Below are 14,373 nucleotides of genomic sequence, written 5' to 3'. Positions count from 1 at the left end.
CCCCGGGCGGCGGTTGTCCCACCCCCCGTGTCCTGCCTCCCGGGGGGGGGGGGGGGGGGGTTCCCCCCCCCCCCCCCCACCACCCGGACGTCCGGCGTTACTTGATGGTGAAGCCCTGCTCCGTGCCGTAGGCACGGGACTGCTTCTGCCAGGCGGCGAGGCCGTCGGACAGCGGTGTGCCGGAGACGTACGCCTTGCCGACGGTGTCGTTGAAGATCGAGTTCGCGTAGACCTGGAAGGGCAGGTACGTCCAGTCGGGCACGACCTCGGTGGCCGACTGGGAGAAGACCTTGTTGATCTCCTGGCCGCCGAAGTAGTCGAACTTCGTGTCCAGGAACTCCTTGGACGTCAGATCGGCGGTGGTGGCGGGGAACGCGCCGTCCTTGATACGGGACTTCACCCCCGCGCCGGCGGCGGCGTACTCGGTGAACGCGTAGGCGAGCGCCTTGTTCTTGCCCACCGAGGGGACGGCCAGGGAGCTGCCGCCGCTCTCCGCGCTGGCCTTCGCGCCCGCCTTCCACTGCGGCAGCGGGGCCACCCGCCAGTCACCCGACGCCGCGGGGGCGCCCGTCTTGAGGTTGGTGGGCATCCAGGCGCCGGTGGCCAGCGTGGCGATGGTGCCGTCGCCCAGTCCCTTGAACCACTCGTCGGTCCACGAGGTGACGGGCGCCAGCAGCTTGCCGTCGATGAGCTTCTGCCAGGTCTTCGCGTACGTGGTGCTGCCCGCGTCGGTGAAGTCGATGCTCACATCGGTGCCGTCCACCTTGTACGGCTTGCCGCCGGCCTGCCAGATGAGGCTGGTGGCGAAGCCCGACTCGCCGGTGTCGGCGGTGATGAAGACCTTCGGGTCGGCCTTCTGCAGCTTCTCGGCCGCCGTCACGTACTCGTCCCACGTGGTCGGGACGGCGATCTTGTGCTTGTCGAAGACCTTCTTGTTGTAGTACAGCGCCATCGGGCCGGAGTCCACCGGCAGTCCGAAGACGCTGTCGCCGGACGTGACCGCGTTCCACGGGCCGGGGGAGTAGGTGCCGCCGAGCTTGTCCGCGCCGTACGGGGCGAGGTCGGCGACGGACTTGGCGAGGGAGAACTGGCTCAGCGCGAAGTACTCGACCTGCGCCACGTCGGGGACGCCCTTGCCCGCCGCGATCGCGTTCTGGAGGGCGGTGTACTCGTCCTTCGAGGTACCCGCGTTGACGACCTTCACCTTCACCTTGGGGTGCGCGGCCTCGAACTCCTTCGCCACCTTGGGCATGGTGCTGTCCCAGGTCCAGACCGTGAGGTCGCCGCCCTTTTCGAGGGCCGCCTTCACGTCGTCGGCGTTCCCCGAGTCGGCGCCGCCGCCGTCGTCGGAGGACCCGCCGCAGGCCGTCAGGGTGACGGCGAGGGCGAGTACGGAGGCCAGACCTGCGCCGCGCACGGTCCGGCGCGCTGTGTTGAACATCAGAGTCATCTCACTTCGTTGTCAGAGAACTGCCGAAAGCTGGGGAATCTGGAAAGCTGGAAAGCCGGGTCACTCCTTGACGCTTCCGGCGGCGAGCCCCGACTGCCAGTACCGCTGGAGCAGCAGGAACGCGGCGATCAGAGGCACGATGGTGAGCAGGGAACCGGTGATCACCAGATTGAAGATGGCCTCGCCCCCGTTGGTCTGCGCCTGCGCGTTCCAGGAGTTGAGTCCGAGCGTGAGCGGGTACCAGTCCGGGTCCTTGAGCATGATCAGCGGCAGGAAGTAGTTGTTCCAGGTCGCGACCACGGTGAACAGCAGCACCGTGACGATGCCGGGGGCGAGCAGCGGCAGACTGACCGTGAAGAACGTACGGATCTCACTCGCGCCGTCGATCCGGGCGGCCTCCAGCAGCTCGGTGGGGATCGCCTCGGCGGCGAACACCCACATCAGATAGAGCCCGAACGGTGAGATCAGCGAGGGGATGATCACCGCCCACGGAGTGTCGGTCAGCCCCATCTTGCTGAACATCAGGAAGGTCGGGACCGCCAGCGCCGTACCGGGGACGGCAACGGCGCCGATCACCACGGCGAAGACACCGCGCTTGCCGGGGAACTCGAACTTGGCGAGGGCGTAGCCGCCGAGCACCGCGAGGAAGGTCGCGCCGCCGGCGCCCACCACGACGTAGAGCAGTGTGTTCAGCAGCCAGCGGACGAACACACCGTCGTTGTAGGTGAGGGTGTCCGCGATGTTCTGGAAGAACGCGAAGTCGCTGTCGAACCAGAGTCCGGAGGAGCTGAGCAGACCGTTCTGGGTCTTCGTCGAGTTGATGACCAGCCAGACGAGCGGTACCAGCGCGTAGACCAGGACCAGACCGGTCAGCACGGTGAGCAGCACGCTGCGGCGCGGGCGGTTGACGCTGTGCCGCTGTCCGGGGCGCGGGGTGCGCAGCCCGGTGACGGGACGGGGCGCGCGCTTCTCGCCGGGGGCAACGGTGGCGGGGACGGTGGCTCCCATCGTCACGCTTCCTTTCGCATGCCGCGGAGCTGTACGGCATACGCGATGATCATGGTGAAGATGCCCATGATGATCGCCACCGTGGCCGCGTAGTTGTGCTGCTGGCCCGAGAAGGCCAGCGAGTAGGTGTAGAAGTTCGGCGTGAAGTCCGTCGTGATCGTGTTGGGCGCCAGGTTCCGCAGGATGTTCGGCTCGTTGAAGAGCTGGAAGCTGCCGATGATCGAGAAGATCGTGGCGATGACCAGCGCGCCCCGGATCGCGGGCAGCTTGATCGCGCCGATGATCCTGAGCTGTCCCGCGCCGTCGATCTCCGCCGCCTCGTAGAGCGAGTGCGGGATCACCCGCAGCGCCGAGTAGAAGATCAGCATGTTGTAGCCGACGAACTCCCAGGTCACGATGTTGCCGATGGAGGCGAGCACCAGGCCGGAGGAGAGCGGGTCGGGCAACGAGACCCCGAAGGCGTCGTTGATGTTGCCGACCAGGCCGAAGCGGGTGCCGTACATGAAGCCCCACATCAGCGCGGCCACCACGGCGGGCACGGCGTACGGCAGGAAGATCGCGATCCGGAAGAAGTTCTTCCCGTAGAGCCTGCCGCTGTCGATGGCCAGCGCGACCAGCAGGGCGATCCCGAGCATGACCGGCACCTGGACGGCGAGGAAGAGGGTCACCCGGCCCAGCGCGGACCAGAAGTTCGGGTCTTCCAGGGCGCGTTGGTAGTTGTCGAAGCCGACGAACGAGGTGCCGCCGACGAGTTGGGTCCGGAAGACGCTCAGATAGATCGAATAGCAGATCGGCGCGATGAAGACGAGGGCGAAGACCGCCATGAACGGGCCGATGAAGCCCCAGCCGATCAGGGCCCGCCTGCGTCGCGGGCCCCGTGGGAGGGCGGGGCGCCCCGCTGTGGAGGGCGGTGACAACGTCGTCATGGCTGTTCCTCGCTGGTCGTCCTCGGCACCCGGCCGCCGGGTGGAAACGTCCGTATCGAGCCGTGGCCCGAAGCGGGCGCCGGCGCTGATGTTTACGTAAACATCGATGAGTGGGATGCTTGCATCGGCCCCGGCGGGGCGTCAAGATTTCGGCTGGTCTCAGTTGAATCAAGCAGGTCGCGGCGGTGACGGCGACGGGAAGCGCGGGAGTGGGAGTGGAGGAGACGGTGGACGGCGCCCGGCGGCCGGTGGAAGCGGACGAACGACCGCCGCAGGACGCGGCGGGCCCGGGGCCGCGGGGCCGGCGGCGCCGGGTGTCCATGGCGGACGTGGCCCGGCGGGCCGGCGTCTCCTCGCAGACCGTCTCCCGGGTCTCCAACGGCCACCCGGGCGTGGTCGACGCGACGCGCCAGGAGGTGCTGGCCGCGATGAAGGAGCTGGGCTACCGCCCCAACAGCGCGGCCCGCGCCCTGAAGAGCGGCGAGTTCCGCACCATCGGCATCATCCTGTTCACGCTCTCCACCACGGGCAATGTACGCACCCTCGACGCCATCGCCACCTCGGCGGCGCAGCAGGGGTACGCCACGACGCTGCTCCCGGTCGCCGTGCCGACCCAGGACCAGGTACGGGGCGCCTTCACGCGGCTGGGCGAGCTCGCCGTGGACGCCATCATCGTGATCATGGAGGTCCATCTGCTGGACGCCGCCACGGTCACGCTGCCCCCCAACGTCGGTGTGGTGGTCGCCGACTCGAACGCCGGGGACCGCTACAGCGTCGTCGACACCGACCAGGCGGGCGGCGCCCGCGAGGCGGTGCGCCACCTGCTCGGGCTGGGCCATACGACGGTCTGGCACCTCGCCGGGCCCGAGGAGTCCTTCGCCGCGCAGCGGCGGGCCGACGCCTGGCGGGCCACGCTGAGCGAGGCGGGGCGCCCGGTGCCCCCGCCGCTGCGCGGCGACTGGTCGGCGGAGTCGGGGTACCGGGCCGGGCTGCGGCTGGCCGCGGAGCCGGAGTGCACGGCGGTCTTCGCGGCCAACGACCAGATGGCGCTCGGCCTGCTGCGTGCGCTGCAGGAGTCCGGCCGCGCGGTGCCCGAGGAGGTGAGCGTGGTCGGCTTCGACGACATCCCGGACGCCGGTTCGTACATACCGCCGCTCACCACCGTCCACCAGGACTTCGCCGAGGTGGGACGGCGCTGCGTGGAGGGCGCGCTGCGCCAGATCAACACCCACGAGGAGGAGCGCGGCACCACCCTCGTCCCCACCCGGATGGTGGTCCGCCGGTCCACCGCGCCGCCGCCCCGTCCCGGGACCTGAGCCGGCCCCCCCGTGTAGGGCGGCAGGCCGCTCCCCCGAAGCGGCTGGTCCCGACCCGCTCGCCCGGTGGGACCGCGGTCGGCGGCAGGATCTCGTCGAGGGCCCTGTACGGCTGACCCGGTGGAAGGCGACCCGTATGCCGCGCGGGGTCGCACCGTCCGAAGTGACCCGCGCGGTCAGGGAGTCGAGGTTCTCGGGGCCCGGAAGATCGGGCTCGTACGGGCGCTGCGGGCCGCCCGGCGCCGGGTCGGGCGGCGGGACGCTGCCCGCCATGGCCCCGGCGGCGGGTGCCGCGGCCCCGGCCGGCAGCGCCGCGAGCGCCCCGGCCACGCACCCGCAGGACACGGAGCTGAGCCTGCTCGTCCACACCGCGGCCCCGGCGCGCGCGAGGAGCGCGCCTGCGGAAACCGGCCGCGCGCTGACCGGCCGGATCCCCGGAGGGCCCGCGCCACGACCCGTTAGCATGCGGTGATCACCACGGTGACCTGGCGAGAGGGGCGGGCATGCGCGCGGAGCAGTGGACCGGAGTCGTCACCTACCACGGGGAAGGGCCCGGATGGGACCCCGGGACCGGCCGGTTGAGGGTGGTCGACATGCTCGCCGGGGACCTGCTCACCTTCGGCGCCGACGGCGGCGAGGCCCCCGAGCGCCACCACCTCGGCGAGGTCGCCGCGGCCTGGCGGCCCCGCAGCTCCGGCGGTGTCGTCGCGGCCGTCGAGCGCGGCTTCGCGCTGATCGCGGCGGACGGCACGGTGACCCGCGGCGAGGAGTTGTGGAGCGATCCCGCCATCCGGATGAACGAGGGCGGCTGCGACCCGGCCGGCAACTTCTACTGCGGGTCGATGGCGTACGACACCCGCCCCGGCGCCGGCCGGGTCTTCCGGCTCACGCCCGGCGGCGAGACCTCCGTCGTCCACACCGGCGTGACCATCTCCAACGGTCTGGCCTGGTCCCCGGCGGGCGACTTCGCCTACTACGTCGACACCCCCACCCAGAGCGTCGCCCGGGTGACGGTCGATCCCGTGACCGGCCTGTTCGCCACCCCCGAGCCCTGGGTGAGCGTCGACCCGGCCGACGGAGCGCCCGACGGGATCACGGTGGACGACGAGGGCGGCGTGTGGGTCGCGCTCTGGGGCGGCTCCGCGGTCCGCCGCTACACCCCCCAGGGCGTGCTCGACACCGTGGTGGAGGTGAACGCCCGCCAGGTCAGCGCCTGCGCCTTCGGTGGCGACGACTACCGGCGGCTGTTCATCACCACCTCGCGCGAGAACGTGCCGGACGACGAGGACCCGGCGGCGGGCGCCGTGTTCGTGGTCGAACCGGGGATCGCCGGGCGCGCGCCGCTGCCGTACGCCGGATAAGCGGACGGGAGGAGCCGGGCGGAGCCGCAAGAAGCCCGGAGGACGCGGCTCACAGCCCTGGCGCGCCCCAGACGGGGAACCAGCGCGCGAGGTCGGGCTCGATCCGTAGATCGTCCCCGAGCACCGCTCTGACCTGCAGTTCCCGCTGATTGTCCCGCTTCTCGGCGCCGCCGGGCAGCGGGGCGAACGGATAGAACGTGCCGCGCTTGTAGAGATAGACCAGCGCCAGAGGCCGCCGCTCCGCGTCCCGGAAGCCGATCAGGGAGCAGAGCAGCTGCGGGCCGAAGCCGCCGTCCTGGAGCAGTGTGTTCACCGCGTGCAGATCGTTGACCAGGGCGGCCGTGTCATCGGGGGGCCGCTGTGAGAGCAGCCAGGTGTAGCCGTACGGGTCCTGGCTGAAGGTGACCGGCGCCCCGTCCCGCTCCCGCGCGGTGTCCGCGTCCAGCAGCTCCTGTACGTCCTGCCGGATCCGCGCGAATCCGCCGCCCTCGACACCCGCGAAGCACACCGAGCCGAGCCCGGTGGGCACGTAGCCCGCGCCCGCCTCCAGGGTGAGCGCGGCGGACGGGAGGGAGAAGAGCTGGTCGAGCTGGGGGCGGACGGGCTTGCTGCGGCCGAGAATGGTGTCGAGAAGGCCCACGGGACCAGCTCCTTCGCGGGTGGGCGGCCCGTGCGGACCAGGACGGGACCGGTACCGGTACCGGGACCGGTCACGGGCGGGCGAGTTCGGCGGAGATGCGGGCGAGCTGCTCCAGCCGCTGTTCGAGCGTCGGGTGCGAGGAGAGCAGCCGGCCGAGGCTCTCCTTGGAGGAGAACGCCGGGACGAAGTAGAACGCGTTGTACGGCTCCGCCTTCCGCAGGTCCTCCGTCGGGATCCGCGCCATCTGGCCGCTGACCTTGGTCAGCGCGGACGCCAGCGCGGAGGGCCGGCCGGTGAGCAGCGCGGCGGTCCGGTCCGCCGACAGCTCACGGTAACGCGAGAGCAGCCGGGTCAGCAGAAAGCCGATCGCATACACCACCGCGCTGACCAGCGGAATCAGCATGAGCACGATTCCGGCGGGGCCGGCGTTGCCGGCGTTCTTGGACAGCCCGCCCCACAGCGCGATCCGGGTGATCAGGCCCGCCAGCACCCCGAGGAACGAGGCGATGGTCATCACGGCGACATCGCGGTGCGCCACATGCGACATCTCATGGGCGAGGACGCCCTCCAGCTCCTCCGGCTCCAGCCGGCGCAGCAGCCCGGTCGTGGCGCAGATCAGCGCGGTGCGCTCGTTGCGCCCGGTGGCGAAGGCGTTGGGCATGTCGCTCTGCGCGATGGCGACGCGGGGCTTGGGCATGTCGGCCAGCGCGCAGATCCGGTCGACGGCGCCGTGCAGGGCGGGCGCCTCCTCGGGCGTCACCTCACGGGCGCCCATGCTGAACGCCGCGATCCTGTCGCTGAACCAGAACTGCGCGACGAACAGACCGCCGGCGAAGATCAGGATGATCGGCCAGGCGTGGTTCAGCACCGCCAGCAGCACACCGACCAGGACCACGTACAGCAGGCCGATCAGGAACATGGTGGTCACCATGCGTGTGGTCAGACCGCGGTCCGGGGTGTAGCGGTTCCGTGTCATCGTCGCCTCCACTCACTCTCTCTCCTGCTATTTTCCTCCTTTCCCAGGCAAACGGAATAAGAGCCACATATGGATGACGGAACCGGCGGACCCCTGTCAGGGGCCCGCCGGTCCGCTTCCGCGTGGGGGGAATCGAGCGGGTGTCGCGCGGGGGTGCTACAGCGCCGGGTAGGCGTTCTTCAGCAGCTCCTGGAACTGCGCGGAGAACCAGTCACCCGAGAGCGGCGCGTTGGGCAGGGCCCCCGACATGTGGTTGTTGTTGCGCGGGTTGCCCGTGTACGTCGGGTCGCACATCCGGTCGAAGCCCTTGCCCTGGTCGTTCGGGATGACCTTGCTCGCACCGTCGGACTCGCCCGGGGGCTTCATCCAGACGTACGCGTCGATCCCGGCGGCGGGAGCGGCCTTCGGTCGTTCGCCGAGCCCGGCTCCGGACTGGTTGCACCAGTTGCCCAGGTGGATCCTGCGGTCGTAGCGCCCGCCGTCCACATACGTGTCCACGGTGCTCTGCGCGCCGGGTCCGGCGGGCCGGGCGGAGCCGCCCCAGCCGTTGCGCGAGGTGTCGATCAGCATGCCGATGCCGGACTGGAAGCCGACACCCACCAGCTCCTGGCGGAACGCCTGGGCGAACGACTGCTCGTCGACGTAGCGGTTCCAGTCCACCCACTTCGACTCACGGACCGACTTGCCGGCCACGCTGTCGTTGATGGTGAAGTTGTTCTCCTTCGTCGCACCGTAGTTGGCGGTGTTGACGATGAACCCGGCGACCTTGTCGACCGTGCTGCCCTCGGCGGTCGCGGCCTGCTTGAAGATCTGCGCCGAGGCGTTGAAGTTGTCGTCCCAGCCGATCCAGCCGTGGTGTCCGGCGTCCACGTAGTTGTAGACGTTGGCGACGGCGCCCAGCTTGTTCAGGGCGTAACCGACGCCCTTGATGTAGTTGCCGTTCGCCTTCATCACGTCGCACTGGGGGGTGACGGTGGGCCGCGGCGAGACGTTGGTGACGAGGTTGGGCAGGGAGTCGATCTCGACGGTCGTCACGATCCGCAGGTTCGCGTACTTGGTGTCGGCGAGGATCGCGGCGATCGGGTCGATGTACTCCCGCTGGTACCGGGTGATCTCCGTCGGGCCCAGCTCGCCGTTGGAGGCGAGCGCGGCGCAGTCACGGCCCGGCAGGTTGTAGATCACGAGCTGGATGACGAACGGGTTGCCCGCCGCCTGCCGCAGCGCCTCGTCGAGGTGGGCGCGCAGCCCCATCCCGCCGTTCACGCCGTTGATGGCCGCGATCCGGTCCAGCCAGACCCCGGTCGGCTGGTTGGAGACCTTGGAGCCGCCCGGCTCGGCGGCCGCCTTGCGCGACCACTCCGGGTTCACGTACACCCCGGCGCCCGCGTACGGGTTGTCGACCCTGGCGCTCGGTCCGGTCGGCGGAGTGGTCGGCGGGGTCGTCGGCGGGTCGGTGGGGGTGCCGCCGCCCGGCACGTTGCAGGTGACGCCGTTGAGCTTGAACGTGGTGGGGACCGCGTTCGTGCCGGTGACATCGGCGTTGAAGCCGAAGGAGGCCGAGGCGCCGGTGGACAGTGTGCCGTTCCAGGAGGCGTTGGTGGCGGAGACCGCCGTACCGCTCTGGGTGATGGTGGAGCTCCAGCCCTGGGTCACCTTCTGGTTGCCCGCGAAGCTCCACTCCAGCTTCCAGGAGCTGACCGTGTCACCGGTGTTGGTGACGGCGACGGCGGCGGAGAAGCCGCCGCTCCAGGAGCTCTGGACCTTGTAGTCGACCGTGCAGCCGGCCGCCGCCGCGGCGGCCGGCCCTTCCAGCACGGTCGCCGTGCCGGTCGCGGCGGCGACCAGCGCCAGCGCGGCGAGCACCGCCGTCCGTGCTCGGCGCGGAGGGGTGATGGTGCGGCTCATGAGAGTCCCTTCAGATGGTCACGGAGTCCCACGCCGAAGGAGGTCGGCGTGCCGTTGTAGTCGCTGATCAGAGCGGGGCCCGAGGAACAGTCCCAGGTGTTCCAGGTCCAGCCGAGGTAGGACGCGCCCCGGCCGTCCAGCCAGGCCATCACCCGGTCGATGTACCCGTGCGAGCAGGTGTTCTCGCCGACCTCGCCCGCCACGAGGGGCACTTGGGCGAGTACCGGAGCGAGCTGTTCGTTCCAGCAGCTCTCGTTCGAGCAGGTGTTGAAGTTGTACGTGTGCCAGGCGGCGGCCGTGTTGCCCGCCGGATCGGACGGCCGGTACTTCAGCCACTGACGCATGTCGTTCGAGTAGGCGATGCCGGGGATCAGCACCAGGTTCTGGGCTCCGGTCGCCCGCACCGCGTCGAGCAGGGACTGCATCCCGGCGACCCGGAAGTCGATCCCGGGGCAGCTCCCGCCGTCGCGCCAGCAGGTCCACGCGGCGTCCAGGTTGGTGGTGGCGCGGTCCGGGAAGGGCTCGTTGAAGAGGTCGAAGACCACTGCCCGGTCATTCTTGAAGGTCTGGGCTACCGACGACCAGAACGCCGGTGTGTACTGCGCGTTCGGCATCGGCTTCTGGCAGGTCGCGTACTCGGTGTCCGGACAGTGGCTGTCACCGCCGGTGTACTTCCCGTGGGACCAGTGGAGTTCGACCACCGGTGTGATGCCGTGCGCCTCCAGCCCGGCCACGTACGCCTTGACCGCCGCGATGTAGTTCGCGCCGGAGTAGGCCGCGTTCACGTTCGGGAGCCCGAGCCAGCACTCCTCGTTGAGCGGGACGCGTACGGTGTTCACCTTCCAGTCCGCGATGGCCCGGACCGACGCGTCGTCCACGGGTCCGTCGAAGAAGCCGTAGCCCTGGACGCACATGAACTCACCGCCCGAGCGGTTGACGCCGAGCATGCGGCGGGTCGCGCCGTTCTGGTCGACCAGCTTGTTCCCCGAGACACGGAGCTGGGGCGGTGCGCCGCCCGGGGCGGGCGGGTCGGTGGGCGGCTCGGTGGGCGGTTCCGTCGGATCGGTCGGGTCGCCGGGCCCCGTGTCGCCCCCGCACGCCACGCCGTTGACCTTGAAGGCGGTGGGCGCGGGGTTGGACCCCGACCAGGACGCGGTGAACCCCGCGCTCACCGAGCCGCCGGTGGGGATCCCGCCGTTCCAGCTCTCGTTGACCGCGGTCACGGTCCTGCCCGACTGCGACCACTTCCCGTTCCAGCCCTGGGTCACCTTCTGCGTACCCGGGAAGTCGAAGGTGAGGGACCAGCTCTCGACCGGGGACCCGTGGTTGGTCAGTGTGACGTCGCCCTGGAAGCCGGCGTCCCACTGACCGGTGGTGCGGTACTCGACGGTGCAGCCGGCCGCGGTTCCCGACGCGGCCGCCTGCGTGGCGACTGTTCCCGAGACGGCCAGGGCCGTCGCGGCCAGCAGTGCACAGAGGCGCGGTGGTGCTCGCATGGAGCGACTCCTCGATGGCCCGCACGCCGCCTGACACGGCGTACGACTGATGGAAGCGCTCCCACTGGTTGGCTTCGACGTTAGCGCCGAAGTGGCGTGAGTCAACAGCCCAGTTGAATTCTTTTATCTGTCAACTCGCCCGGACGTGCGTCTTGTTCAAAGACTTGACAGGTGCACGGTCCCGCTCGACGCTTGGGAGCGCTCCCACTGGTTCGAGTCCCCTTCCCCCCACCCGCACCGGACCGCGAGGAGGACCCCTCCATGCTCGGCATGCTCGGCTCACGAGGCTCGCCACCAGGCGCGTCAACCCCGCCCAGAAGGGTCCGCGGGCCGCGCGGGCCCCGTCGGGTGCTCATCGCCCTCGCGGCCGCCCTCTCCCTGCCGCTCGGTCTGACCGCGGTCACCGGCACACCCGCACAGGCCGCCGCGGTCCAGTGCGGAGTCGACTACAAGACGAATGACTGGGGTTCCGGTTTCACCGCCGATCTGACGATCACCAACCGGGGCACGGAGGCCGTCTCCGGCTGGACCCTCACCTACGGGTACGCCGGCAACCAGACGCTCACCAGCGGCTGGAACGGCACCTGGTCGCAGTCCGGCAAGAACGTCACCGTCAGGAACGCCGCGCACAACGGCACCATCGCGCCCGGCGCCTCGGCCTCCGCCGGCGCCAACTTCACGTACAGCGGCACCAACGCCGCGCCCACCGTCTTCGCCGTCAACGGCGTGACCTGCACGGGCGCGCACCAGCCGCCCATCGCCGTACTGACCAGCCCGGCCCCCGGCGCGCTGTTCACCGCGGGCGGCACCATCCCGATGGCCGCCACCGCCGCGGCGGCCGACGGCGCGGGCATCACCAAGGTCGAGTTCTACAGCGACACCACGCTGCTCGGCACCGACACCACCTCGCCGTACACCTTCGACTACACCAATGTTCCGGCGGGCGACCTCTCGCTCTACGCCAAGGCGTACGACGGCCAGGGTGCCGCCGCCGAGTCCACCCCCGTCGGGGTACGGGTCACCGCGGGCCCCTCGATCGTCGCGACGCCCGGCCAGCTCGGCGTGCAGCAGGGGAAGACGGGCACCTTCGCCGTCAAGCTCTCCACCGAGCCGAGCGCGAACGTCAACGTCACCGTGGCCCGCACCGCGGGCAACACCGGACTGACGGTCACCTCGGGCTCCGCCCTCACCTTCACCCCCGCCAACTGGAGCACCGCCCAGCAGGTGACCGTCACCGCCGCGGCCACCGGCACCGGCGCGGCCACCTTCACCGCGAGCGCCACCGGACAGGCCAAGGCGGAGGTGACCGTCACCCAGCTCGCCGCGTCGACCACGTACGACGCCCGGTTCCTGGAGCTGTACGGCAAGATCACCGACCCGGCCGCCGGCTACTTCTCGCCCGAGGGGATCCCGTACCACTCCGTCGAGACGCTGATCGTCGAGGCGCCCGACCAGGGCCATGAGACGACCTCGGAGGCGTACAGCTACCTGATCTGGCTCCAGGCGATGTACGGCAAGGTCACCGGCGACTGGACCAGGTTCAACGGCGCGTGGGACATCATGGAGAAGTACATGATCCCCACCCACGCCGACCAGCCGACCAACAGCTTCTACAACGCCTCGAAGCCCGCCACCTACGCGCCCGAGCAGGATCTGCCCTCGCAGTACCCCTCACAGCTCAACAGCAACATCCCGGTGGGCAACGACCCCATCGCGGCCGAGCTGAAGAGCGCGTACGGCACCGACGACATCTACGGCATGCACTGGATCCAGGACGTCGACAACGTCTACGGATACGGCAACGCCCCCGGCAAGTGCGAGGCGGGCCCCGCCGATCAGGGCCCCTCCTACATCAACACCTTCCAGCGCGGGCCGCAGGAGTCGGTCTGGGAGACCGTCACCCAGCCCACCTGCGACGCGTTCAAGTACGGCGGCACCAACGGCTATCTGGACCTCTTCACCAAGGACGCCTCGTACGCCAAGCAGTGGAAGTTCACCAACGCCCCCGACGCCGACGCCCGCGTCGTCCAGGCCGCCTACTGGGCCTCGGAATGGGCCAAGGAGCAGGGCAAGGGAAGCGCCGTCTCGGCCAATGTCGCCAAGGCCGCGAAGATGGGCGACTACCTCCGCTACGCCATGTACGACAAGTACTTCAAGAAGGTCGGCGACTGCGTGGGCGAGAGCGCCTGCCCCGCGGGCAGCGGCAAGAACAGCTCGCACTACCTGCTCTCCTGGTACTACGCCTGGGGCGGGGCCACCGACGCCTCGGCCGGCTGGGCCTGGCGCATCGGCTCGAGTTTCAGCCACAGCGGCTACCAGAACCCCATGGCGGCCTGGGCGCTCAGCTCGTACGCCGATCTCAAGCCGAAGTCGGCCACCGGCCAGCAGGACTGGTCCACCAGCCTCAAGCGCCAGGTGGAGTTCTACCGCTGGCTCCAGTCCTCCGAGGGCGGGATCGCGGGCGGCGCCACCAACAGCTGGCAGGGCCGGTACGCGACGCCCCCGGCCGGGACCCCGACGTTCTACGGCATGTACTACGACGAGGCTCCCGTTTACCACGACCCGCCGTCCAACCAGTGGTTCGGCTTCCAGGCGTGGTCCATGGAGCGCGTGGCCGAGTACTACAACCGTACGGGTGATACCGCCGCCAAGGCGGTGCTGGACAAGTGGGTCACCTGGGCCCTGTCCAAGACCACCGTCAACCCGGACGGTACGTATCTGATCCCCTCGACCCTCCAGTGGTCCGGCAAGCCCGACACCTGGAACGCCACCAGCCCCGGCGCCAACACCGGGCTGCACGTCACCGTCGCGGACTACACCAACGACGTGGGCGTGGCCGCCGCGTACGCCAAGACCCTCTCGTACTACGCGGCGAAGTCCGGCCACGCGGCGGCGAAGACCACCGCCAAGGCGCTGCTGGACGGCATGTGGGACCACCACCGGGACGCGCTCGGCATCGCGGTCCCCGAGACCCGCGCGGACTACAGCCGGTTCGACGACCCGGTCTACGTCCCGAGCGGCTGGACCGGCACCATGCCGAACGGCGACCGGATCGACGCGAACTCCACCTTCCTGTCCATCCGGTCCTTCTACGAGAGCGACCCGGCCTGGTCGAAGGTCGAGGCGTACCTCAAGGGCGGCGCGGCGCCCACCTTCACCTACCACCGCTTCTGGGCACAGGCGGACATCGCGCTCGCCCTCGGTTCGTACTCCGACCTCTTCGAATAGCGCCACGGAGGGTGTGAGGAACAGCGCCACCGCATGACGGCGGAGGGTCCCGGCTGTCGCCCGCCGG

General features: G+C 70.1%; 10 protein-coding genes. 3 read left to right on the top strand and 7 right to left on the bottom strand.

The features are described 5' to 3' along the window. Window positions 1–97: 97 nt before the first annotated feature. The 3 genes from ACFXKG_RS35060 to ACFXKG_RS35050 form a co-directional block, all read right to left on the bottom strand. A complete protein-coding gene (locus ACFXKG_RS35060) occupies window positions 98–1,441 on the bottom strand; it encodes an ABC transporter substrate-binding protein (protein ID WP_384847626.1) in 1,344 nt (447 codons plus the stop codon). 69 nt (window positions 1,442–1,510) lie between these two features. Beyond that, complete coding sequence (locus tag ACFXKG_RS35055) at window positions 1,511–2,458, bottom strand: carbohydrate ABC transporter permease (protein ID WP_384847623.1); 948 nt, start codon at window positions 2,456–2,458, stop codon at window positions 1,511–1,513. Window positions 2,459–2,460: 2 nt separating this feature from the next. Beyond that, window positions 2,461–3,384 (bottom strand): carbohydrate ABC transporter permease, encoded by a 924-nt coding sequence (locus tag ACFXKG_RS35050; RefSeq protein ID WP_384847620.1) that lies wholly within the window; start codon window positions 3,382–3,384, stop codon window positions 2,461–2,463. 320 nt (window positions 3,385–3,704) lie between these two features. On the opposite strand from ACFXKG_RS35050, the gene ACFXKG_RS35045 reads away from it, so the two are divergent. Beyond that, window positions 3,705–4,700: a LacI family DNA-binding transcriptional regulator gene (locus tag ACFXKG_RS35045; protein ID WP_384847641.1), complete on the top strand. Its 996-nt coding sequence runs from the start codon at window positions 3,705–3,707 to the stop codon at window positions 4,698–4,700. Window positions 4,701–5,203: 503 nt separating this feature from the next. Next, on the top strand, window positions 5,204–6,061 hold the full coding sequence (locus tag ACFXKG_RS35040; protein WP_384847617.1) for an SMP-30/gluconolactonase/LRE family protein: 858 nt from the start codon (window positions 5,204–5,206) through the stop codon (window positions 6,059–6,061). 49 nt (window positions 6,062–6,110) lie between these two features. On the opposite strand, the gene ACFXKG_RS35035 is transcribed toward ACFXKG_RS35040, so the two are convergent. The 4 genes from ACFXKG_RS35035 to ACFXKG_RS35020 all read right to left on the bottom strand — a co-directional run bounded on the left by ACFXKG_RS35035 (window position 6,111) and on the right by ACFXKG_RS35020 (window position 11,078). Beyond that, window positions 6,111–6,701: a hypothetical protein gene (locus ACFXKG_RS35035; RefSeq protein WP_384847614.1), complete on the bottom strand. Its 591-nt coding sequence runs from the start codon at window positions 6,699–6,701 to the stop codon at window positions 6,111–6,113. A gap of 70 nt (window positions 6,702–6,771) precedes the next feature. Further along, entirely contained in the window at window positions 6,772–7,677 is a 906-nt protein-coding gene (gene htpX, locus ACFXKG_RS35030) for a zinc metalloprotease HtpX (RefSeq protein ID WP_384847611.1), read from the bottom strand. Window positions 7,678–7,833: 156 nt separating this feature from the next. Beyond that, window positions 7,834–9,582, bottom strand: a complete 1,749-nt coding sequence (locus ACFXKG_RS35025; protein WP_384847608.1) for a glycoside hydrolase family 6 protein — start codon at window positions 9,580–9,582, stop codon at window positions 7,834–7,836. Continuing rightward, window positions 9,579–11,078, bottom strand: a complete 1,500-nt coding sequence (locus ACFXKG_RS35020) for a cellulose binding domain-containing protein (protein ID WP_384847605.1) — start codon at window positions 11,076–11,078, stop codon at window positions 9,579–9,581. Before ACFXKG_RS35020 ends, ACFXKG_RS35025 begins: the two co-directional genes overlap by 4 nt. 270 nt (window positions 11,079–11,348) lie before the next feature. Between ACFXKG_RS35020 and ACFXKG_RS35015 the strand changes: the two genes are divergently transcribed. Further along, window positions 11,349–14,306 (top strand): glycoside hydrolase family 48 protein, encoded by a 2,958-nt coding sequence (locus ACFXKG_RS35015; protein ID WP_384847638.1) that lies wholly within the window; start codon window positions 11,349–11,351, stop codon window positions 14,304–14,306. The last annotated feature ends 67 nt before the right edge of the window (window positions 14,307–14,373 follow it).

The organism is Streptomyces sp. NPDC059255 (genome assembly GCF_042752355.1).
In the GTDB taxonomy this organism is placed as follows: domain Bacteria; phylum Actinomycetota; class Actinomycetes; order Streptomycetales; family Streptomycetaceae; genus Streptomyces.
The sequence above is the reverse complement of the archived record's forward strand: the minus strand, read 5'-3'. Positions and strand labels throughout refer to the sequence as shown.